The sequence below is a fragment of the Piscinibacter sp. PDB1-1 genome (assembly GCF_056675995.1).
Window position 1 is genome coordinate 223,375 of sequence record NZ_JBWVZJ010000001.1, and the last position, 20,823, is coordinate 244,197.

The following is a 20,823-nucleotide window of genomic DNA, read 5'->3' on the forward strand; positions in this document are numbered from 1 at the left end:
AACGAACTCAATGCGAATGGTGCCGACACGGTCGCATTATTCGAGCGTTTCCCGTCAAATCGCAAACTTCTTTGCGAGGCCGTCGGGGCGCAACTCGTCGTACTCTTCGAACGGCTGATGAATCCACGGGCTCGTGGGAAGCAGCTCGACGTAGTAGTCGGGTGTGTAGCTCGACACACCCTTGGTCCAGATCACCGCCGAGCGCAACTCTGCAATCGCCGGCATGCTCCGCAGCCGCTCGACCACAGCGCGCAAAGTGACGCCCGAGTCCGCGAGGTCATCGACGAGCAACACGCGCCCCGCAAGCTCACCCTTGGGCAAGGTGATGTACTTGGCCATGTCCAGCCGACCCTGGATCGTCCCGCTTTCTGCACGATACGAACTGGTCGACATGATGCCCAGCGGCTTGTCGAACACGCGCGACAGCACATCGCCAGGGCGCATGCCGCCCCGCGCAAGGCAAAGGATCTGATCGAACTCCCAGCCGGATGCGTGCACCTTGAGCGCAAGGCGTTCGATCAGCAGGTGGTACTCGTCCCAGGAAACGTAGAGGTGCTTGCCGTCATCGGTCAGCATGAGTGAACTCCTTGGCTCAGCCTTGGTACGGGTGGCGCAGCAGGATCGTGTGGTCGCGGTCCGGGCCCGTGGACACCATGTCGACCGGCGCGCCGATGAACTCCTGCACGCGCTCGAGATACCGCCTGGCGTTGAGCGGGAGTTGATCCCACTGCGTGATGCCAGCCGTCTTCTCTGTCCAACCCGGGAAGGTGTCGTAGATCGGCACGCAGGCCGCGATGTCGTCTGCGTCGAGCGGCAGGATGTCGATGCGCTTTCCATTCAGCTCGTAGCCGACACACACCTTGATCTCGGGCAAGCCATCGAGCACGTCGAGCTTCGTGATGCACAGGCCCGAGATGCCGTTGATGATCATCGACCGCTTCAACAGCGCAGCATCGAGCCATCCGCAGCGGCGGGGGCGCCCGGTGACGGTGCCACGCTCCTGGCCTACCGTCGACAGGTGATGGCCCACGGAGCCCGGCGTATCCATGTCGAGCTCGGTCGGAAACGGGCCGCTACCGACACGCGTGGTGTAGGCCTTGGTGATACCCAGGATGTAGTGCAGGAAGTCGGGGCCAACGCCCGCACCTGCTGCCGCATTGCCCGCCACGCAGTTGCTGGACGTGACATACGGATAGGTGCCGTGGTCGATGTCGAGCAGGGTCCCCTGCGCCCCTTCGAACAGAATATTCGCGCCCTTCTTGTGCGCAGTGAAGAGCGTATAGCCCACGTCCGCCAGCATCGGCTTGAGCTGTTCCGCGACCTTCATCGCGTGATCGAAGATTGGCTGGAACTCCAGCGGCTTGGACTTGAGGTACCCCGAGAGCGCAAAGTTGTGCAGTTCGAGCAACTCGCGCAGTTTCTTGGCGAACCGATCCGGGTGCTTGAGATCCTGTACGCGCAACGCACGGCGCGCGACCTTGTCTTCATAGGCGGGGCCGATGCCCTTGCCAGTGGTGCCGATCTTCCCTGCCCCGCTGGTCTCGCGCAGCGCCTCGCGCGCACGGTCAACCTCAACGTGAAAAGGCAGGATCAACGGGCACGACTCGCTGATGAAGAGGCGCGAGCGAACTTCCACGCCGATCGCTTCGAGCCGTTCAATTTCGCTCAACAAGTGCCCGGGATCGACGACCACACCGTTGCCGATGTAGCAGGCTACGCCCTCGCGCATGATTCCCGAAGGAATCAACTGGAGGGCCGTCTTCACGCCCTTGATCACCAAGGTGTGACCCGCGTTGTGCCCACCTTGAAAACGCACCACCGCCTGCGCGTGGTCCGTCAACCAGTCGACGACCTTGCCCTTGCCTTCGTCACCCCATTGGGTGCCAACGACGACTACGTTGTGGCCGCTGCGCATCTGTTGCATAACTTGAAAGTCCGTTTACTTGAGAGTTCGGTAGCGGCGGAAGTCAGAGCGCACGAACGCGCCATTGACCGCCCACTTCGGCCAGTTCCCGATCGCAGGCGAATTCTTCGCCCTCGTGCTCGTGACCGGGGAGGATGCAGACAACGGTCTCACCTTGCGCGCGTAGTTGGCGAACCGCGAGCCGCAAGGCAGCGTCCTCGCCCCACGGGGCGCGGACTGCGGGGCGCAGAGCTCTCGCGGGAGTCAACGCGACCAGTTGCTTCAGATCCATGCTGAAACCCACTGCTGGCCGATTCCGGCCGAACACGGCGCCCACTTCGTCGTAGCGACCGCCCCGCACGATGGCATCGCTGGAGCCAGCGGCATAGATCGCAAAGCGCGCACCACTGTAGTAGGCGTATCCGCTCAGGTCGGCCAAGTCGAAACCGACCCGCACCTCAGGATAAGCCTGCCGCAGATGCTGCGTGAGCCAATCCAGATCGTCCAGAGCCGCTTGAATCAATGGATGCCCAGGCAACTCGCGCCGAGCCGCGGCGATCACTTCCTCGCCGCCATAGAGTCTCAGCAAGGCGAGCAGGCCCTGGCGAACACTTGCTCCCAAGGCCGCGGTAGCGGCCTGCAGCGCCGAGGAGTCCTTGGCTGCCAGAGCCGCGTAGACCTGCCCGAGCGTGCCAGCGTCGAGAGCGACGTCGCCCAGCACACCGCGCACGATGCGAGCGTCGCCCAAATCCAGCGTGATCTCGGAAACGCCTGCACGCTGCAAGGCGTCCAAAGCCAACTCCTGGACTTCTAGATCGGCCTCCAGGTCGCCATGGCCATAGATTTCAGCCCCGAACTGCAACGGCTCGCGGGTGCCATGCAGCTTGTCCGGCCTCGTGTGCAAAACAGGGCCGCAATAGCAAAGGCGTGTCACCCCGCCGCGGTTGAGCAAGTGGGCATCGATGCGAGCCACCTGAGAGGTGGTGTCGGCCCGCACGCCGAGAGTGCGCCCGCTGAGCTGGTCAACCAGCTTGAATGTCTTGAGATCGAGTTCTCGCCCGGCACCAGACAGCAAGGAGTCCAAATGCTCCAGCAAAGGCGGCATCACGAGTTCGAATCCGTAGCCCCGAGCCGCGTCGAGCAGATCACGACGGAGTTCTTCGATGCGCCTGGCCTGTGCGGGCAGAACATCGGCAATGTGCTCGGGCAGAAGCCAAGCAGACGACATGTGAAATGACCGGGGGGTTAAAAAAGAGATTGTACCGGCCTGAATTGGCCGGTTCCGAGATTTGGCCGGGTCGGGAAGCGAACGGCCCGGGTGACGAAAGTTATCCGGACAGCTTCAGGGCCACACCACTAACAGGGCAAGCAATCCACCCACCAGTCCAGTGAGCCCCAAGAATCGAATCTGGCCGTCGGTCATCTGAAGGGCGCGCTCAAACACACGCCGCCACGTCGTCGGGCTCAGAAACGGCAGCAAGCCTTCGATCACGAGCGCCAAGGCACAGGCTGCGAGCAGCACGTCCCACATGGAACCCTGCATCAGTTCCTGGTGCCACCGGGGCCCGTATCCCCCACCCCGCGCATCACGCGGAAGAATTCGCTCGAGGGGTCGACCACGATCACATCGGATTTACCTTGGAAGGTGGTGCGGTAGGCCTCGAGGTTGCGATAGAACTTGGCGAACCGAGGGTCGCGGCCGAACGACTCGGCATACAAGGCAGAGGCCTTCGCATCGCCTTCACCCTTGACGGTCTGCGCATCGCGATACGCCTCGGCCAAGATGACGTCGCGCTGGCGTTCTGCATCGGCGCGAATCTTCTCGGCCTCGGCGGAGCCAGTCGATCGCAGTTCATTCGCCACGCGCTTTCGCTCTGACTCCATCCGACCGTAGACAGAACTCGTGATGTTGGCGGAGAAATCCACACGCTTGATGCGCACATCGATGATCTCGATACCGAAGGCTTTGGCCTCGTCGGCGAGACGCGATCGCACGCCCTGCATCACGTTGTCGCGGTCAGTCGAGAGCATGGCCTGCACCGTCCGCTTGGTGACTTCTTCATTGAAGGCGCCCTGGATGATGGGACTCAGCCGAGCTTCGACATTTCGCATGTCGTTGCCGTTGTTGCGGATGAACTGGCGTGGATCGGTGATGCGCCATTTGATCAACCAGTCAATCACCAGACTCTTCTTCTCGGCGGTGAAGATCGGCCTCGTTTCGGGGCTGTCGAGTGTTTGCACGCGCCGGTCGAGGAAGACCACGTTCTGCAAAGGCGGGGGCATCTTGAACTTCAAGCCAGGTTCGTTGATGACCTGCTTGATCTCACCCAGTGCGTAGATCACAGCGAACTGTCGCTGGTCGACGATGAAGAGCGTGGAGTAGAGAACCATCAGTGCCACGATGGCACCAATCACGATAGGACCGATTCGATTCATTCTTCTTCTCCCTCCGTTCACCGCGCGTCACGGTCACGACTGCGCTGACCTTCGCGCAGACGATTCTCGGCAGAACCACTCGACCCAGGCGTGGCGCCCTCTGGAGCCGTTGCGGCCGGCGACGTAGGCGTCGACGTGCCACTCGCCGCTGACTGCTGAATGAGCTTGTCGAGCGGCAGGTACAGCAGGTTGGAGTTGTTGCGGCTTTCGACCATCACCTTGGTCACGTTGGAGTAGATCTGCTGCATGGTGTCGATGTAGATGCGGTCACGGGTGACGCCTGGAGCCTTCTGGTATTCCGCCAGAACCGCGTTGAACCGCTGCGCGTCACCTTCGGCACGCGCGACCACGCGTGCCTTGTAGGCTTCGGCCTCCTCATGCAAGCGTGCGGCACTCCCCTTTGCCTTGGGAATCACGTCGTTGGCGTAGGCCTGGCCTTCGTTCTTCGCACGCTCACGGTCAGCGCCGGCGCGAACCGCATCGTCGAAGGCGGCTTGAACCTGCTCAGGAGCCTGGACGCTCCCAACGTTCACGTTGACCACCAAGATGCCTGTATTGAGGCGATCCAGCTGCGATTGGACAGACTGGACGAGTTGACTGGAGATCGCATCGCGTTGCTCGTACAACACCGAATCCATCTCGCTCTTGCCGACGATTTCACGGACCGCCGATTCGGCAGCTTGGACGACGGCATCGTCTGGGCTTCTGTTCTCGTACAGATAGGCTCGCGCATCTTTGAGGCGGTACTGCACGGTGAACCGGATGTCGACGATGTTCTCGTCCTTGGTCAGCATCGACGACTCACGCAGGCCCGTGGCCTGGACTACAGCATTACGCCCCACTTCGACCGAACGAAGCTGGGTGACCGCCACGACCTCGTTGGCCTGAAACGGATACGGAAAGCGCCAGTTGAAACCCGCATCGACCGTGCGAGTGAACTTGCCAAACGATGTCACGACCGCTTGATGACCTTCCTGCACGATGAAGAACCCACTTGCGGCCCACACAAGCACTACCAGCCCGGCGACAAGGCTCACGCCCACGCCGGCGTTCTTCATGTCCGGCTGAAAGCTCGGACCACCGCTGCCGCCCGGGTCGCTAGGTCGCTGCCCCCCTTTGCCGCCAAACAGACCACTGAGCTTGCGATTGAAGTCGCGCCATAGTTCATCCAGATCCGGAGGCCCATCGCCTCGCCCCCCGCTGTTTTGGATCGGTTGCGGGCGGCCCAGGAGCCGGCGGGCTGCACTGCGGCCGAGGCCAGCAACCAGCGCCAGTGTGGCCTGCGCCACGAGTGTCACGCGGGCTGTCAGATCGCCGGGGTATGAAGAAGCGCTCATGTTCATGGGGAGGTCAGAGTTGCCTTCTTTGCGCGGGTTCATCAAATGGGTCGAAATTACTGTCAGGGGATTCGAATCGAGGGTCTCGCTCACCATCTTCCGGGCCGGATGGAAGAGTGCCCGCAATCGCGGCGGACAACAAACGCCGCAGTTCCAGCAGGCCGTTGCCGTGGATCGCGCTCACGAAGACTCGCGGAACACGCACGCCGCCATCCATTTCGAGAACGTCGCTTTCGACCAGAGGTCGTTGAGACTCGTCGAGATTATCGAGCTTGTTGTAGACGAGGATCTGCGCGATGCCCTCTGCCCCGATGTCACCAAGAACGCGCTGCACTTCTGCCATTTGCTCGTCGAGCACCGGGCTGGCCGCATCGACCACATGGAGCAGCAGGTCTGCGTCCGCAGCCTCTTGCAGCGTAGCTTCGAATGCCTCGACCAATTTGTGAGGCAGATCGCGGATGAACCCGACCGTGTCGGAAAGCGAAACCGAGCGCCCCACGTCTTCGAGATAGAACTGACGTGTGGTGGTGTCCAGCGTGGCGAAAAGTTGGTCGGCGGCGTACGTGCGCGCCTTCACGAGGGCGTTGAACAACGTCGACTTGCCCGCGTTGGTATAGCCAACCAGCGAGACACGGAACGTGCCGCTGCGCTCACGCGACTTGCGTTGTGTGCCGCGCTGCCGCTTGACGCGAACAAGCCGCTCCTTCACGGTCTTGATGCGCTCGGAGATCATGCGGCGATCGAGCTCGATCTGGGCTTCGCCGGGGCCCCCGCGGGTTCCGATGCCGCCACGCTGGCGCTCAAGGTGACTCCACCTGCGCACGAGCCGCGTCGAAAGGTATTGGAGCCGGGCCAACTCAACCTGGAGCTTGCCTTCGTGGCTCTGCGCCCGGGCCGCGAAGATCTCGAGGATCAGCATCGTGCGATCCGCCACCGCAACACCCAGATGCCGCTCGAGATTGCGTTGCTGAGCGGGGGACAAAGCCTGATCGAAGATCACGGCCTCGGCCTGGTGGCCTTCGACCAAGGCCTTGATTTCATCTGCCTTGCCCGACCCGACGAAGAGCGCCGGGTCTGGTGCCTTTCGGCGAGCGATCACTCGGGCCACAGGTGTATCGCCAGCCGATTCCGCGAGCAAGGCAAGCTCATCCAGGGAATCGTCGAAGTACGACCTGCCGCCGAAATCAACGCCCACGAGGATGGCGCGAGGAGGGGTACCTGCCGATGCGTCGGCAGAGCTTGCCGCTGAAGTCAAGTGGAGTACCGCCTCAGCAACCGGGATCGCGTCTTCAGGTTTGCTCCGGCGTCTCGGCAGCGTGGAAGTTCACGGCCCGGCCCGGCACCACGGTGGAGATGGCGTGCTTGTAGACCATCTGGGTCACGGTGTTGCGCAGCAGGACGACGTATTGGTCGAAAGACTCGATGTGGCCCTGCAGTTTGATGCCGTTCACAAGGTAGATCGACACCGGAACGTGCTCCTTGCGAAGCAGGTTCAGAAACGGGTCTTGTAGAAGCTGCCCTTTATTGCTCACGATATGCTCCGTGATGAAAAGTGAAGAGGCTGGCACGTTAACACAGCCCCATGCGGCAGTGCCGCATGCACCGTCAATGCACCTAGTCTTTGTCGGCGAACGGGTTCTTCGACAGGCGCATCTCGATTCGCAGGGGTGTTCCGACCAGCTTGAAGTGCTCGCGGAATCTCGCCTCCAGGTAGCGCTTGTAGACATCGGATACGTGTTCCAGCGAATTGCCGTGGATCACGATCACGGGCGGGTTCATCCCACCTTGGTGCGCGTAGCGCAGCTTGGGGCGGAAGGTACCGGCGCGCTTGGGCGTCTGGAACTCGACGGCCTCGTGGAGCAACCGGGTCAACACCGGCGTACTCATCTTGCGGTGGGCCGATGAGTACGCGTCGGCGATGGCCTGCCAAACCGGGCCGAGGCCTTGGCGACGCAAGGCCGAGATGCGCAGAACCGGTGCGAACTTCAGGAAAGCCAGCCTCTGCGCAATGGAACGCTCCAGCGTTTCGCGCTGATAGTCGTCGATCGCGTCCCATTTGTTGACGGCAATCACCACCGCCCGACCGCTCTCGAGCACGTAGCCGGCAATGTGTGCGTCCTGTTCCGACACGCCTTGTGTGGCATCCAGCAGCAGGAGCACGACATCGGCGCTTGCGATGGCCTGAAGAGTCTTGACCACCGAGAACTTCTCGATGGCTTCGAACACCTTGCCCTTGCGACGCAGCCCCGCCGTATCGATGAGCTGGAACTTCTGACCATGCCGCTCGAACGGGACAGTGATCGCATCCCGAGTGGTGCCCGGCATGTCGAAGGCCACCAGACGTTCTTCACCCAGCCAAGTGTTGATGAGCGTCGACTTGCCCACATTCGGTCGCCCCGCGACCGCAAGGCGGATCACGGTACTTTCTTCGTCGACCTCTTCCGATTCGTCCTCCGGCCCGAAATCATCCAGCACTGCATCGAGAAGGCTGCGGATACCCTGGCCGTGCGCAGACGAGATCGGGTGCGGCTCGCCCATGCCGAGTTCGTAAAGCTCGCCCAGAAGCGGCGACTCGATCATTCCCTCGGCCTTGTTCGCCGCCAGAATGACCTTCTTGTTGGCCGTTCGCAGATAACGCGCGATGTCGTGATCTTGCGCCGAAACGCCGGCACGGATGTCGACGACGAAGATGACCGCATCCGCCTCGGCCACCGCTTGCCGGGTCTGCTTGGCCATCTCTTTGACGATGCCGGTGGAGCTGTCGGGCTCGAACCCACCGGTGTCGATCACGATGAACTCGCGATTGCCCAGGCGACCGTCACCGTAGTGACGATCTCGCGTGAGGCCCGAGTAGTCGGCAACGATGGCGTCCCGGCTCTTGGTCATCCTGTTGAACAAGGTCGACTTGCCCACGTTGGGCCGGCCGACCACCGCGATGACGGGTTTCATGCGTGTTGTGCCCGGGTCATTCGGGCCGGAAGGCGTAGACGCCGCCCTTGCTGGTCACAACCAGCAAGGTCAGGCCTGATGCGACGGGCGCCGTCTTGATGGCCGAGCCATCTGTGGGCAGGCGCAGAACCGGTTCACCCTTGCTGCGCGTGAACCAGTGCACCATGCCGTCGACGTCTCCGACCACGAAGGACTCCGCGATAACGAGAGGCGCAGTCAAGTTGCGGTAGAGAAGCTTCTCGTTCGTCCAGCTCACGCTGCCGCTGCTGAAGCTCCAGCCTGAGATCCGATCCGAGGCGTCGGCGCCAACGACCATTTCCGAATCAGCCCCCACGCCCACGATGCCCCCGGTATTGCGCGACCACACGGTGGTGGCGCGTTCGGCGTTGACGCATGCCACCGCCGACTGGAATGCGCGCGCGCAAATGACCTCACCCACGCGGGCTGCAGGCGCCACCAATTCGGCCAGTCGCTCCACTTCATTCGTGCCGCGCGGTGCCGAGACAGTGGCTTCCCACCGCACGCCGCCGCGCAGCGGGTCGAGGCCGGTCAGCCTGCCTCCCTGCCCAACGACCAATGTGTCCTTGTACGGCATCAGAACACCTGGGCTCGACAAGATCAGCGCGTCGCTCGGCCGCTGAAAGGTCCACAGTTTGCGCCCATCGATCGCGTCAAACGCCAGCACGGTGCGATCGATCATCAGCACGAACACGCGCTCGCCCGCGACCAAGGGCGCGGTCGCCACCCGGGAGGGCAATGCCTGGCGCCATGACACTTTCCCGGCGTCCAGGGTGACGAGTTCATTGTCGCGCGTGACCACGCTGGCGAAGCGCCCGTCGCTGCCCACGCCCGCGCTCAGCTTCGCGCCGACGTTGGCCCGCCAGACTTCTGTCCCATCCTCGGCCTGGATGGCCATCACGTCGCCGCTGTCATCGGCCACGGTGAACACGCCACGATTAACTGCGACAGACAGCGGAAAGCGCACCGTGTCCATGTCGAGCTTCCAGATCTGACGCCCCTTGATCTGAGGCTCCAGCGGCTCGAGCGGGGTCGGATCTGGCCGACCGGTCCCGGCGCAACCCGCCAGCACAACGCCGAGAAGCGCCGCGGCGAGCGGAAACGACCAGCGGCCCATGCGGCTCACCCTCATTTGCCCGCCTCGGCAGCCGCGCCGGTCTTGGCTTGTTCGGCCGACGGCGCTGCGCCCAGCGCCATCAGCTTGGATTCGACCATACGGCGGTACTCGGCCGTTTCGTCCATCGACCTCCAGGCTTGTTCGTATGCCGCCTTGGCCTCGTCCTTCTTGCCCTGGGCCAATAGCACGTCGCCGCGACGGTCGGCGACCAGTCCAGCAAACTGTTTCGACGTGGCGCCATCCAGTGCCTTGAGCGCCTCGTCGTACTTCTTCTCGTCGAGCAGCAAACCCGCCAAGCGCAAACGCGCGATGCTGCGGTACTCGTCCTCGACGGCGTTCTCACTCACCCAGGCCAGGGTCGCGCGAGCCGGTTCGAACTGCTTCTTGTCGAACTGGACCTTGGCGGCTAAAAGCGCCGCTTGCTGGGTGTAACCGGTGCTGGGGAAGCGCTCTTTCATGTCGGCAAAGACGCGCGAAGCCTTGTCGACATCACCCTCGCGCGCGGCCCTGTCGAGCTCGTCGTAGAGAGCCCCGGCCTTGACGGCTTGCTCCTGCTTCCAGTTGGTCCAGACCGTCCAACCGACGTAACCGGCCAGCACCAGGATCAACACCCACGTGATGAGGTTGCCGTACTGCTTCCAGAAGGCTTTCAGCTGGTCCAGCTGTTCTTGTTCTTCAAGGTCGAGATGCGAGGCCATGGCAATGAGCTTTCAAACAGATCGAGGATTATGCGTTGAGCAGGTCGGCAGACCACGTGGCCACCTGGGCGAGAGCAAGGCTGCGCTGTTCGGCAGACGGGTCCCGCAACGACTTGAGCGACACCTCACCGCGCGCCACCTCGTCGTCGCCGAAGATCAGCGCATAGGCTGCGCCGCTGCTGTCGGCACGCTTGAACTGCGACTTCATGCTGCCACCACCGGCATGCATGAGAGCCGATACGCCGGCCTGACGCAGGGTCTCGAGGGCCGCCATCGCCTGGGGCACGACAGCCGCCGATGGCACGATGGCGTACACACGCGGCGCGCTGCTTGGCACGGGAACCGCGAGCTCTTGCAGCAGCAGCAACAAGCGCTCGATCCCGAGACCGAAGCCCACCGCTGGGCTCGGCTTGCCACCGAGCTGCTCGAACAGGCCGTCGTAGCGGCCACCCCCGCAAACCGTGCCTTGCGAGCCGAGTTGGTCCGTCACCCACTCGAACACGGTCAGGTTGTAGTAGTCCATCCCGCGGACCAGACGCGTGTTCACGCGATACGTGAGACCCGCCGCGTCGAGGACCGCGCGCACCGCATTGAAATGCGCTAAAGACGCCTCGCCGAGAAAGTCCATCAGCTTCGGCGCGGCTTCGACGAGCGACTGCATCGCGGGGTTCTTGCTGTCCAGGATTCGCAGCGGGTTGCTGTGCAGCCGACGCTTCGCGTCATCGTCGAGCAGGTCGGCGCTTTGTTCGAAGTGGCGGATCAGCGCCTCGCGGTGGGCTCGCCGTTCCTCGGGCTGGCCAAGGCTGTTGATCTCAAGTCGCACGTGCTCGCCTTCGACAAGGCCGAGTTCGCGCCACAGGCTGCGCGCCATCAGGATCATCTCGGCATCGACATCAGGCCCGGCGAAGCCCAGAGCCTCGACGTCGAGTTGATGGAACTGCCGGTACCGCCCCTTCTGGGGTCGCTCGTGGCGGAACATCGGCCCCATCGTCCAGAGCCGCAACGGGCCGTTGTACAGGGCGTTGTGCTCGACCATTGCGCGCACGATGCCAGCGGTGGCCTCGGGGCGCAGCGTAAGTCGGTCGCCATTCATCGAATCGGTGAACGAATACATCTCCTTTTCGACGATGTCGGTCACCTCGCCCAGGCCACGCACGAAAAGCGCAGTGGGCTCGACGATAGGCGTCAGCAAATATTGGTAGCCGTAGCGAGACAGCACCTGGCGCACCGTGGTCTCGAACCAGGCCCAAAGCGCGGAGTCAGGCAACTTGTCCTTGCGCGGCACGCTGGCCGGCAGGATGTCATTCATGCCCTTGACGGCTTGCAGAGCTACGTTGTTTTTATCGGCCATTTGGGCAAATCAGGAAGAGAGCGAAACACGAAGAGACCACTACGCGAAGACGAGCGGCGGCGGCACTTGTCTCACCCGAACTGTCACGCGTTGCTACGCGGTGGGGTCAGACCGGAGCCGTCGTATGCTGGCTGGTGGCAGCGCCGTAGCGCTTCTCGATGTAGTCCTCGACCAGGGTCTGGAACTCCTGCGCAATGGCCGGCCCACGCAATGTGAGAGCTTTCTCACCGTCGATGAACACGGGCGCAGCAGGCGCCTCGCCGTTACCTGGCAGGCTGATGCCGATGTCCGCGTGCTTGCTCTCGCCCGGCCCGTTGACGATGCACCCCATCACCGCGACCTTCATCTTCTCGACGCCTGGATAGCGTGCGCGCCACACCGGCATCTGAGCGCGCAGGTAGTCGTCGATCTGCTTGGCCATCTCCTGGAAAGTAGTGCTCGTGGTACGACCACACCCCGGACACGCAGTCACGCTCGGGTTGAACGAGCGCAAACCGAGAGCCTGGAGGATCTCGAGCGCCACCACCACTTCTTGCGTACGGGCCTCACCAGGCTGCGGCGTGAGCGACACACGGATGGTGTCGCCAATGCCCTCTTGCAGCAACAAGGAAAGCGCCGCGGTAGACGCCACGGTGCCCTTGGTACCCATGCCGGCCTCGGTGAGCCCCAAATGCAAGGGGTAGTTGCAGCGTTTGGCAAGCGCGCGATACACCGAGACCAGATCCTGCACGCCAGACATCTTGCAAGACAGCACGACCTGATCACCACGCAGGCCGATCTCTTCGGCGCGCTTGGCCGACTCGAGCGCCGAAGTGATGATGGCGCGATACATGATCTGCTGCGGCTCGAAAGGCTCGGCGCGCTTGCCGTTCTCGTCCATCATCTGGGCGAGCAACTCCTGATCGAGACTGCCCCAGTTGACCCCGATTCGAACGACCTTGTCGTACTTGGCAGCGGCTTCGATCATCTGCGCGAACTGCTTGTCGCGCTTGTCACCCTTGCCCACATTGCCGGGGTTGATTCGATACTTCGAAAGGGCCTCGGCACACGCCGGGAACTCGCTCAGCAAGCGGTGCCCGTTGTAGTGGAAGTCTCCGACCAGCGGCACGTCGATGCCCATCCGATCGAGCTGCTCGCGAATATGCGGCACGGCCGCAGCGGCTTCAGGCGTGTTGACGGTGATCCTCACCATCTCGGAGCCTGCAACGGCGAGCTCCTTGACCTGGATGGCCGTCTCGATGACATCGACCGTGTCCGTGTTCGTCATGGACTGAACGCGCACGGGTGCACCACCGCCCAGCGTCACAACGCGCTCACCCCATCGCACCCGCGCCTGAAGCGATGGCCGCGCTGCCGGGCTCGCCGGCTCGATGAAATCGTCGATCGCTTCAGTCATGGCAATTACTTGAGTTCGAACCTGGCCACGTTGTCGCGGGCAGCGGCCAGATCCACCGCCCTGCCCTTGTATGAAACCTTCGTGGCCGCCGCGTTGCCGATTTTCACCCGCAGCGGAGAGGCCCCATCGAGACCGACGCTTTCCCCCCGCTGGAGCACACGCGAGATGAGCGCATTGCCATTGCCATCGATCACCTCGACCCAAGACTCGGCCGTTGCGCTCAACAGAAGCGCACCCGACGCGGCAGGCGCCGGCGCGGATGCAGCGGGCGTCGCCATGGCCACGGAAGACGAAGGCACCGCGGAGACAGCCTCGATTGACGCAGGCGCCGAGGCTGGGTTGATCGGCTCGACGACGATGGTCGAAGTTTGTTCTGGCTCTGACGCAGCGTCCGCCACGACAGGCGCATCTGCCGTCGCAGACTCGGGGACCGCAACAGCCTCGGTGGGGCTCGCCGTGACGGGCGAAGGGGCTACGCGCTGGGTCAAGTCATTGATCCATCCCGCGGGGAATAGGTAAAGCGCAGCACTGGCGAGGACCAGAAGCGCGGCGCCCAGGATCACGGGGTTCTTCACGAACTGCAGATCGTTGGGGACATGCCTGCCAGGCTTGTCACGGAAGGGTGCGTTCAAGCCCCTGCTGAGCTGGGTCAGGTTCTGGTCATTGGTGACCGGCAACAGTGCCAGGACAGGCCCTGCGTCGATCTTCAGGGTCCGGCACACGGTCTGGGCCAGCGCTCGGGTGAACGTGGCGCCGGGCAATTCGTCGTAGCGGTCAGCTTCGAGCATCTCGAGCTTGCGGGGCGCGACCTTGATCGACGTGGCAAGTGCTGCGATGTGAAGGCCCTTGGCCACGCGGGCATCACGCAACAGCGAGCCAGCCGTGGCGGCGGCTGGCGCCCCGCCCACCACCGGTGCGTCTTCGTTGCTGGGCGTGTCGCGCAACGGCTCGTCACTCATTGAACTGCCCCCGGTCGAACGCAGCCGATTCGCGAGACTGAGGGAAGCGGTTGCGCAACTGCAGGCCGTACTCGTTGGCCGCAGTCCGATTTCCCATCTTCATCTCGATACGCGCCGCCAGCCACAGGGTCTGCGCCGTCGATTGATTGGGAACCGAATTGACGCGCCGAATGTAGAAGCGCGCGCGCTCCGCATCGCCGCGACGCAGCAGCACTTCTGCCAGGTTGGTGGCCGTGGCCGGGTTCGTCGGGTCGCGCTCGTAGGCGCGGGTGAGCGTTGCCTCGGCCTCGGCCCACTTGCCGGCGTAGGCCTGGCAGATGCCACTCGTCAGCAAGGTGCGCGTGGTGCCGAAATAGTTCGGCAGTGCCATCGCGCGCTGGAACAGCGCCTCGGCTTCGGTGTAGCGCTTTTGCTGGCACATGTGCCAACCGTAGTTGTGCATCGTGTCGCCGTCGTTCGGATTGATCTGAAGCGCACGGTCGAAGCTTTCGGTGGCGAGGCGATCGTCCCCAAGGCCAGAGTAGATGAGCCCGCGCAGGTTGTAGGCCTCACCCATGGTCGGGTCGGCCACCAGCGCCAGCTTGACTTCGTCGAGGGCCGTGGTCAGCTGGCCGCGGCTGAAATACGCCATCGCCAGCTCCATGCGGGTGCGCGCACGTTTGCCGACGTCAGTCTCGTCGGACGCCGTCACGCGATCCTTGCTCGACCCCGACGCACCACCCGGGGCGGCACAGCCGGAAAGCAAGGAACTGAACACCCAGCAAACGGCAGCAGCCCACAAGCTCAAGCGTCCAACAGTCATTGATGCTTCTCCGGCGATTTGGATTCGGATTTCTCTGAGGTCGTGCGATGGATCTTGATCGGTGCCCGAGTCATCCGGCGGGATACGTTGGTGCGGTCTTGCACCTCGCCAGCGAGCTGGCCGCACGCCGCGTCGATGTCATCGCCGCGGGTTTTGCGAACCGTGGTAACCACACCGGCATCCTGCAGCACGCGAGCAAAGGCCGTCACACGCTCGCGCGGCGAGCGCTTCAAGCCAGACTCGGGGAACGGGTTGAACGGAATCAGGTTGAACTTGCAGGAGATGCGCGTGCTCAGGCGAACCAGCGCCTGGGCATGTGCGGGGGTGTCGTTGACGCCATCGAGCATGCAGTACTCGAACGTGATGAAGTCGCGCGGCGCCTTGTCGAGATAGCGCTGGCAGGCGTCGAGCAGTTCTGAAATCGGGTACTTGCGGTTGAGAGGCACGAGGTCGTCGCGCAGCGCATCGTCGGGTGCGTGGAGCGACACGGCCAGGGCCACAGGGCAGTCTTCGCGCAGGCGATCGATCATCGGCACCACACCCGAGGTCGACACGGTCACGCGCCGCCGCGAAAGGCCGTAACCATGGTCATCGAGCATGACCCGCAATGCCGGCACGAGCGCCGAGTAGTTCTGCAGCGGCTCGCCCATGCCCATCATGACCACGTTCGTAATCGCGCGTTCGCCTGGGGCCAGATCGAGTCGCTTGCGCAAGTGGTGCTCGGCAAACCACAACTGGGCAACGATCTCTCCCGTCGAGAGGTTGCGGCTGAAGCCCTGGTGCCCGGTGGAGCAGAAACGGCAACCGACTGCGCAACCCGCCTGCGATGACACACACAGGGTGCCTCGATCGTCTTCCGGGATGAACACGGTCTCGACGGCATTTCCGCCGCCCACGTCGAACAGCCACTTGATGGTGCCGTCGGTCGAGGCTTGCTCGCTGATCACCTCGAGCGATTGGACGACCGCCACGCCCGCGAGCTTGTCGCGCAGCGATTTGGCCAGGTCGGACATGGCCGAGAACTCAGCCGCGCCCTTCTGGTGAATCCAGCGGAACAACTGGGTCGCGCGGAAGCGCTTCTCACCGAGTTGCTCGCAAAACGCGGCCAATCCGTCGAGGTCGAAATCGAGGAGGTTGGCCGGTGTCATGGGGTGATCCTTGCGCTGGGCTGCGGGCAAAGCCTCAGCGAGGCGCAAGGCGTTGCCCGATTCTTCAGGCCTCAGCGGCTGAAGACATTCATGCCGGGGAAGAAGAACGCCACTTCGACAGCGGCAGTCTCGGGAGCATCCGAGCCGTGCACGGCGTTGGCGTCGATGCTGTCGGCGAAGTCGGCGCGGATGGTGCCCTTCTCGGCCTTCTTGGGATCGGTCGCGCCCATCAGGTCGCGGTTCTTGGCGATAGCGCCCTCGCCTTCGAGCACCTGGATCATCACGGGGCCAGACACCATGAAGTCGACCAGATCCTTGAAGAAGGGACGTGCCTTGTGCACAGCGTAGAACTCTTCGGCTTCACGGCGCGACAGATAAGCCATGCGCGAAGCAACGACCTTCAGACCAGCGCCTTCGAAGCGGGCGTAAATCTGGCCGATCACATTCTTTGCGACCGCGTCGGGTTTGATGATGGAAAGAGTACGTTCGATCGCCATGATTTTTTCTCCTGAATCAAGCACTTGGCAAAGCCTTGGATTCTAACGCTTGAACCCGAGTTCCTTCGTGTCAACCCGAACAATCAGCGCCCGCGACGGCCACCGCCACCGCCGCCACCACCGCCCCCAAAACCACCACCGCCGCCGCCGCCCCCACCACCACGGTTGCCACCGCGGCCGCCGCGATTGCCCTTGTTGCGGAAAGCATCCGCTCCGATGTACCCCACCGAGGTTTGCAGCGGATCAGGCTCGCGCGGCCCGCCCTTCTTGTTGCCGCCCTGTTGCTGCGAGCGCACCGGGCCACTGCCGCCAGCGCCGAACCCACCGCCGCCACGACCAAAGCCCGCACCACCTACCGGCCCGCGCGCCTTGCCCTGCACGAAACGCTTGTCAAAGGTCTGCTCCAGCGGATTCGGAATCTTGCTTGGATCGAAGTCGAGGTCTTCGTCGTCCCGCTCGACATCGGCGAAGCCAGAGTCACGGGCCTGTGCCGGCATCTGGTTGCCCTGCCGTTGCTGACCCTGCGGGCCGCGCTGCTGGCCCCTGTCGTTGCGCCCACCGCGATCATTGCGCTGCTGGTTGCCGCGGTTATTGCGGTCGCCGCTTCGCTCATTGCCACGGTTGTTGCCTTGTTGGCGTTGGGCGCCTGCCCCACCGGCATTGCCCCCGCCACCGGCAAGCCGGCGAATGGTGCGCACGTCGTTCTCGTCGAGATCGACCCATACGCCACGCTTCAGACCACGAGGAAGCACCACCGTGCCGTAGCGAATGCGGATCAAGCGGCTCACGGTCAGGCCGACAGCATCGAACAACTTGCGGACTTCGCGGTTGCGACCCTCCGTGATCACCACGCGGTACCAGTGGTTGGCGCCTTCGCCACCACCATCTTCGATGGACTTGAAGCTGGCCGACTGGCCTTCGATGTTGACGCCGTTCAGCAGCTCCTGCTTGCTTTCTGCGCTCAGGGTGCCCAGCACACGAACAGCGTATTCGCGCTCCACACCGAAGCGGGGGTGCATGAGTTGGTTGGCGAGTTCACCCGATGTCGTGAAGAGAAGCAGCCCTTCGGTATTCAAGTCGAGGCGGCCGACCGATTGCCATTTGCCCTGCTGCAATCGGGGCAACCTGCGGAATACAGTGGGGCGGTTCTCCGGATCGTCGAGCGTGACCACTTCGCCCACCGGCTTGTGGTACGCAATGATCCGAGGAGGCGGAGGCACGATGCGCACCCGAACCGGCTTGCCATTGACCTTGATCTGGTCGCCGAAGGAGATACGTTGCCCCACGTGCGCGGGCTCGTCGTTGACGGTCACGTGGCCGTCTTCGATCAACTGCTCCATGTCTCGGCGCGAGCCGATGCCAGACTGGGCCAATACCTTGTGCAGCTTGGGAGCATCCGGCTCGGCGGACAGCACGCGCTTGTACTCGCCCGCGCCTTCTTCTGCTACCTCGGCCAGTTCTTCCTCGACAGCGGGAGGTTCCACGTCGAAGTCGCCCGCCAGAACCTGGGCGAACACCTCGCCCACCTGGGCCGCCGACGCCTGATCCTGCGCAACGGCACCTTCAGCGCTCGCTTCGCGCTCTTCACCGCGCTGCCGATCCTTGCGGCCTCGGCGGCGATTCCTTGAGCGAGGCCGGTCGGAAGATGCACCACCTGCCTCGTCCCCGCCGCCCCCCTCACCAGGACCACCACCCTCATCGCCACGATCGCTCGCGGAATGCTCAGCAGCGCCACTGGCGTCGCCAGGCAGACTTGCCTGGGCCGCCGCAGCCGGGGAATCCATTGCTGCGGGCGTCGTCGGCGACTCTTGGCTGGGTTCGCCTTCTGCCTTCGGCGCAGCGCGACGTTTGCGGGCCGGCTTCGCAGGGGCCTCTGACGCGGGCTCGTCGGCTGGCGAACTCGCATTCCCTTCGCCCTCACCCGGAGCGCCTGCCGAAGCGTCGGCCTTTGGTGCGCGACGGCGACGCGCAGGCTTGGCCTCCGCGGTCGTCGCGTCTGCTGTGGCGCCCGGCGCTGCGGCCGGGGTGTCGTCTTCGGGGAAATTCATGCTTGGGGATCCATCGGCGCGGCACCAGCCGCAGACTCGGGGTGAGAGGAGAGTTCTTGGCGGTCGGATTCCGCCGAATTGGTGTTCGTTGTGTCTTCGGAGCCGCTGTTGACGTCGGCGGCCTGTGCCCCTGCCGCAGAGGCTTCCTCGGGCGGCTCTGGCGGTGCATCGTCGTCAGCGGGCAGAGCTTCGGGCATCTCAGTCGGGCCAGCCAAGGCAGCGACTACTTCCACGGGATCAGCGCCCGAATCCGCGACGTCTTCCACCGGCGCCGCGAGTCCCGCCTCGTCGTCCAGCAACAGCGCACCTTGCGTTGACTCTTCAATGAGCGACGCTTGGTCCGGCATCGCGTCGGCCAGGGTGGCGATGCCCTGGGAGCCGCCTTCGAGCATGGGCAACTGCTCCAGGCTGGCCAGGCCGAGATCGTCGAGAAACCCCTTGGTCGTGGCAAACAGCGCGGGGCGCCCGGGGGCCTCGCGGTAGCCGATCGCTTCGATCCAACCGCGATCCTCGAGCTGCTTGATGATCTGGCTGTTGACCGTCACGCCTCGGATGTCTTCGACATCGCCACGGGTGACCGGCTGACGATAGGCAATGATTGCCAGCGTTTCCATCACCGCACGCGAGTACTTGGGCGGCTTTTCCGGGTTGAGGCGATCGAGATAGTCGCGCATCTCGGGCCGGCTTTGAAAGCGCCAGCCCGTCGACAAGGCCACGAGCTCGACACCTCGGCCCTCCCAGTCGCGCATCAACTCGTCGAGCAGCGCCCGCAGGCTGTCCGCGCCGAGTTCGTCGTCGAAAAGTGTGCGCATGTCCCGTAAAGGCAGGGGCTGCTGCGCGCAGATGAGCGCGGTCTCTAGGACGCGCTTCGCATCCTGTGTGTTCATGGGCGTCGTCTGTATCCTCGGTCAGGACAGGCCAGAAGGGGATCTGGGGAACGGGCTCTTTCACAGCAGCTTTTGCGCGGACAGGCCGAATGCGGCGGGTCCATGACAGGCTGCTCAGTGGGTGACCTCAAGGCTCGTGCGACCATCGCGACGAACCGCTCGTCGCGCCGCTATCGGCGCGGTCGCTTCCGTGGGCGGCCAGTTTGGGTGGCGAGAACGCTCGCGCGTCACGGAAGGGTTGGAGCGCATTGTATCGAACCTGCTCAAGCCACGCCATGCCTGGTATCCACCTGTTGCCAGGCGAGGGCCATGTCGGCCGGCAGCGTGGCGTCGAACCACAACTCGCGCCCAGTGTCTGGATGAACCAGACCCAGGCGCGCGGCGTGCAGTGCCTGCCGCGTCAACCCGAGCGCTGGACGGCCGCCATACATGGCGTCGCTGATCAACGGATGACCGCGAGAAGCGAGATGCACGCGGATCTGATGCGTTCGCCCCGTGTGCAGCTTGCACCGCACGGCGCTCACCCAGCTGTCGTTCCATTCGGCAGCAGCCACCTTGAACACATCCGTTTGCGCAGGCTTGCCACCGGCGACGATGGCCATCCGGACGCGCGACTGCGGATCACGGGCCAGCGGTGCGTCAATGAGGAAAGAATCCTCCTTGAGCCGGCCGTGGACGAGGGCCTGGTACTCCCGATGCACCTCGCGCACTGAGATCGCGCGCACCAGCGCCGTCACGGCCGGCAGCGTCTTGCCCACGACCATCAGCCCGGAGGTGTCCTTGTCGAGGCGGTGAACAATGCCAGCGCGCGGCAAACTTGCCGCGCCTGGGTGGTGCGCCAGCAATCCGTTCAGCAGCGTGCCCGACCAATTTCCAGCGGCCGGATGTACCACCAGGCCCGAAGGCTTGTTGACAATGAGGACGTGTTCATCCTCGAACACGATCGGCAGGGCCATGGGCTCCGCGCGAAACGCTCGGCTCTCGGGCGTCGGCACGAGCTCGACCTCGATCGCCTGCCCGGCGCGAACCTTGCGCGACGGCGAACTGGACACCGCGCCATCGACGAGCACCCTGCCATCCTCGATCAGGCCTTGCAAGTGGCTGCGCGAAAACTCGCCGGCCATCGTGACGATGACCTTGTCGAGTCGCTGGCCGTGCAGCTCGCTGCTCACCATGGCACTGCGGCGCTCGGGTGCATCGTCGACTTCTGGCTCTGCGAGCAGGGTCTCGTCCATGGGCGCGGGGGGGTGAACCATATAATCTTCGCTCTCTTTGTC

The 20,823-nt window shown here is 63.7% G+C and carries 21 protein-coding genes; 1 reads left to right on the forward strand and 20 read right to left on the reverse strand.

What is annotated here, in order from left to right; all coding sequences use genetic code 11:
- Positions 1–54: 54 nt before the first annotated feature.
- The 18 genes from AC1KAR_RS00995 to AC1KAR_RS01080 form a co-directional block, all read right to left on the reverse strand.
- Positions 55–576 carry a phosphoribosyltransferase gene (locus tag AC1KAR_RS00995; RefSeq protein WP_480313835.1) on the reverse strand — a complete coding sequence of 174 codons (522 nt, stop codon included), beginning with the start codon at positions 574–576 and terminating at the stop codon, positions 55–57.
- 16 nt (positions 577–592) lie between these two features.
- Entirely contained in the window at positions 593–1,915 is a 1,323-nt protein-coding gene (locus AC1KAR_RS01000) for an adenylosuccinate synthase (RefSeq protein WP_480317705.1), read from the reverse strand.
- A 52-nt stretch (positions 1,916–1,967) separates the two neighbouring features.
- Positions 1,968–3,131 carry an ATP phosphoribosyltransferase regulatory subunit gene (locus AC1KAR_RS01005; protein WP_480313837.1) on the reverse strand — a complete coding sequence of 388 codons (1,164 nt, stop codon included), beginning with the start codon at positions 3,129–3,131 and terminating at the stop codon, positions 1,968–1,970.
- 114 nt (positions 3,132–3,245) lie between these two features.
- Positions 3,246–3,434, reverse strand: coding sequence for a DUF2065 domain-containing protein (locus tag AC1KAR_RS01010; protein WP_480313839.1), 189 nt, complete (start codon positions 3,432–3,434; stop codon positions 3,246–3,248).
- A gap of 11 nt (positions 3,435–3,445) precedes the next feature.
- On the reverse strand, positions 3,446–4,339 hold the full coding sequence (gene hflC, locus AC1KAR_RS01015) for a protease modulator HflC (RefSeq protein WP_480313841.1): 894 nt from the start codon (positions 4,337–4,339) through the stop codon (positions 3,446–3,448).
- A gap of 17 nt (positions 4,340–4,356) precedes the next feature.
- Positions 4,357–5,718 carry an FtsH protease activity modulator HflK gene (hflK, locus tag AC1KAR_RS01020; protein WP_480313842.1) on the reverse strand — a complete coding sequence of 454 codons (1,362 nt, stop codon included), beginning with the start codon at positions 5,716–5,718 and terminating at the stop codon, positions 4,357–4,359.
- On the reverse strand, positions 5,690–6,877 hold the full coding sequence (gene hflX, locus AC1KAR_RS01025) for a GTPase HflX (RefSeq protein WP_480317707.1): 1,188 nt from the start codon (positions 6,875–6,877) through the stop codon (positions 5,690–5,692). Before hflX ends, hflK begins: the two co-directional genes overlap by 29 nt.
- Before the next feature lie 88 nt (positions 6,878–6,965).
- Positions 6,966–7,208 (reverse strand): RNA chaperone Hfq, encoded by a 243-nt coding sequence (gene hfq, locus AC1KAR_RS01030; RefSeq protein ID WP_047496328.1) that lies wholly within the window; start codon positions 7,206–7,208, stop codon positions 6,966–6,968.
- A gap of 82 nt (positions 7,209–7,290) precedes the next feature.
- Positions 7,291–8,625, reverse strand: a complete 1,335-nt coding sequence (gene der / locus AC1KAR_RS01035) for a ribosome biogenesis GTPase Der (RefSeq protein WP_480313845.1) — start codon at positions 8,623–8,625, stop codon at positions 7,291–7,293.
- 16 nt (positions 8,626–8,641) lie between these two features.
- Entirely contained in the window at positions 8,642–9,760 is a 1,119-nt protein-coding gene (gene bamB, locus AC1KAR_RS01040) for an outer membrane protein assembly factor BamB (protein ID WP_480313847.1), read from the reverse strand.
- Positions 9,761–9,771: 11 nt separating this feature from the next.
- Complete coding sequence (locus AC1KAR_RS01045) at positions 9,772–10,458, reverse strand: YfgM family protein (protein WP_480313849.1); 687 nt, start codon at positions 10,456–10,458, stop codon at positions 9,772–9,774.
- 28 nt (positions 10,459–10,486) lie between these two features.
- On the reverse strand, positions 10,487–11,809 hold the full coding sequence (gene hisS / locus AC1KAR_RS01050; protein WP_480313851.1) for a histidine--tRNA ligase: 1,323 nt from the start codon (positions 11,807–11,809) through the stop codon (positions 10,487–10,489).
- A 106-nt stretch (positions 11,810–11,915) separates the two neighbouring features.
- Positions 11,916–13,205 carry a flavodoxin-dependent (E)-4-hydroxy-3-methylbut-2-enyl-diphosphate synthase gene (gene ispG, locus AC1KAR_RS01055; RefSeq protein WP_480313852.1) on the reverse strand — a complete coding sequence of 430 codons (1,290 nt, stop codon included), beginning with the start codon at positions 13,203–13,205 and terminating at the stop codon, positions 11,916–11,918.
- Positions 13,206–13,210: 5 nt separating this feature from the next.
- Positions 13,211–14,164, reverse strand: a complete 954-nt coding sequence (locus tag AC1KAR_RS01060; protein WP_480313854.1) for a RodZ domain-containing protein — start codon at positions 14,162–14,164, stop codon at positions 13,211–13,213.
- Positions 14,157–14,966, reverse strand: a complete 810-nt coding sequence (gene pilW, locus AC1KAR_RS01065) for a type IV pilus biogenesis/stability protein PilW (protein ID WP_480313855.1) — start codon at positions 14,964–14,966, stop codon at positions 14,157–14,159. The genes AC1KAR_RS01060 and pilW overlap by 8 nt, the downstream gene beginning before the upstream one ends.
- On the reverse strand, positions 14,963–16,114 hold the full coding sequence (gene rlmN / locus AC1KAR_RS01070) for a dual-specificity RNA methyltransferase RlmN (RefSeq protein ID WP_480313857.1): 1,152 nt from the start codon (positions 16,112–16,114) through the stop codon (positions 14,963–14,965). The genes pilW and rlmN overlap by 4 nt, the downstream gene beginning before the upstream one ends.
- Before the next feature lie 71 nt (positions 16,115–16,185).
- Positions 16,186–16,611 carry a nucleoside-diphosphate kinase gene (gene ndk, locus AC1KAR_RS01075; protein WP_480313859.1) on the reverse strand — a complete coding sequence of 142 codons (426 nt, stop codon included), beginning with the start codon at positions 16,609–16,611 and terminating at the stop codon, positions 16,186–16,188.
- Between the two features lie 83 nt (positions 16,612–16,694).
- The gene (locus tag AC1KAR_RS01080; protein ID WP_480313861.1) at positions 16,695–17,951 is read right to left on the reverse strand and encodes a pseudouridine synthase; all 1,257 of its coding nucleotides are present in this window, start codon (positions 17,949–17,951) and stop codon (positions 16,695–16,697) included.
- Between AC1KAR_RS01080 and AC1KAR_RS01085 the strand changes: the two genes are divergently transcribed.
- Positions 17,925–18,239, forward strand: coding sequence for a hypothetical protein (locus AC1KAR_RS01085; protein ID WP_480313863.1), 315 nt, complete (start codon positions 17,925–17,927; stop codon positions 18,237–18,239). The genes AC1KAR_RS01080 and AC1KAR_RS01085 overlap by 27 nt on opposite strands.
- A gap of 416 nt (positions 18,240–18,655) precedes the next feature.
- Here the strand turns inward: AC1KAR_RS01085 and scpB are convergent, their stop codons facing one another.
- Both scpB and AC1KAR_RS01095 read right to left on the reverse strand, forming a co-directional pair.
- Positions 18,656–19,546: an SMC-Scp complex subunit ScpB gene (gene scpB / locus AC1KAR_RS01090; RefSeq protein ID WP_480313865.1), complete on the reverse strand. Its 891-nt coding sequence runs from the start codon at positions 19,544–19,546 to the stop codon at positions 18,656–18,658.
- A gap of 263 nt (positions 19,547–19,809) precedes the next feature.
- On the reverse strand, positions 19,810–20,781 hold the full coding sequence (locus AC1KAR_RS01095; protein WP_480313867.1) for an RluA family pseudouridine synthase: 972 nt from the start codon (positions 20,779–20,781) through the stop codon (positions 19,810–19,812).
- Between the last annotated feature and the right edge of the window lie 42 nt (positions 20,782–20,823).

Excerpts from the sequence above, each read along its gene's own strand:
- bamB (WP_480313847.1), bottom strand. The coding sequence starts at position 9,760 with ATGGGCCGCTGGTCGTTTCCGCTCGCCGCGGCGCTTCTCGGCGTTGTG.
- AC1KAR_RS01000 (WP_480317705.1), bottom strand. The coding sequence starts at position 1,915 with ATGCGCAGCGGCCACAACGTAGTCGTCGTTGGCACCCAATGGGGTGAC.
- AC1KAR_RS01010 (WP_480313839.1), bottom strand. The coding sequence starts at position 3,434 with ATGTGGGACGTGCTGCTCGCAGCCTGTGCCTTGGCGCTCGTGATCGAA.
- hflC (WP_480313841.1), bottom strand. The coding sequence starts at position 4,339 with ATGAATCGAATCGGTCCTATCGTGATTGGTGCCATCGTGGCACTGATG.
- AC1KAR_RS01080 (WP_480313861.1), bottom strand. The coding sequence starts at position 17,951 with ATGGAGCAGTTGATCGAAGACGGCCACGTGACCGTCAACGACGAGCCC.
- AC1KAR_RS01005 (WP_480313837.1), bottom strand. The coding sequence starts at position 3,131 with ATGTCGTCTGCTTGGCTTCTGCCCGAGCACATTGCCGATGTTCTGCCC.
- AC1KAR_RS01045 (WP_480313849.1), bottom strand. The coding sequence starts at position 10,458 with ATGGCCTCGCATCTCGACCTTGAAGAACAAGAACAGCTGGACCAGCTG.
- hisS (WP_480313851.1), bottom strand. The coding sequence starts at position 11,809 with ATGGCCGATAAAAACAACGTAGCTCTGCAAGCCGTCAAGGGCATGAAT.
- rlmN (WP_480313857.1), bottom strand. The coding sequence starts at position 16,114 with ATGACACCGGCCAACCTCCTCGATTTCGACCTCGACGGATTGGCCGCG.
- AC1KAR_RS01095 (WP_480313867.1), bottom strand. The coding sequence starts at position 20,781 with ATGGACGAGACCCTGCTCGCAGAGCCAGAAGTCGACGATGCACCCGAG.
- AC1KAR_RS01060 (WP_480313854.1), bottom strand. The coding sequence starts at position 14,164 with ATGAGTGACGAGCCGTTGCGCGACACGCCCAGCAACGAAGACGCACCG.
- ispG (WP_480313852.1), bottom strand. The coding sequence starts at position 13,205 with ATGACTGAAGCGATCGACGATTTCATCGAGCCGGCGAGCCCGGCAGCG.
- ndk (WP_480313859.1), bottom strand. The coding sequence starts at position 16,611 with ATGGCGATCGAACGTACTCTTTCCATCATCAAACCCGACGCGGTCGCA.
- hflK (WP_480313842.1), bottom strand. The coding sequence starts at position 5,718 with ATGAACCCGCGCAAAGAAGGCAACTCTGACCTCCCCATGAACATGAGC.
- scpB (WP_480313865.1), bottom strand. The coding sequence starts at position 19,546 with ATGAACACACAGGATGCGAAGCGCGTCCTAGAGACCGCGCTCATCTGC.
- pilW (WP_480313855.1), bottom strand. The coding sequence starts at position 14,966 with ATGACTGTTGGACGCTTGAGCTTGTGGGCTGCTGCCGTTTGCTGGGTG.
- AC1KAR_RS00995 (WP_480313835.1), bottom strand. The coding sequence starts at position 576 with ATGCTGACCGATGACGGCAAGCACCTCTACGTTTCCTGGGACGAGTAC.
- der (WP_480313845.1), bottom strand. The coding sequence starts at position 8,625 with ATGAAACCCGTCATCGCGGTGGTCGGCCGGCCCAACGTGGGCAAGTCG.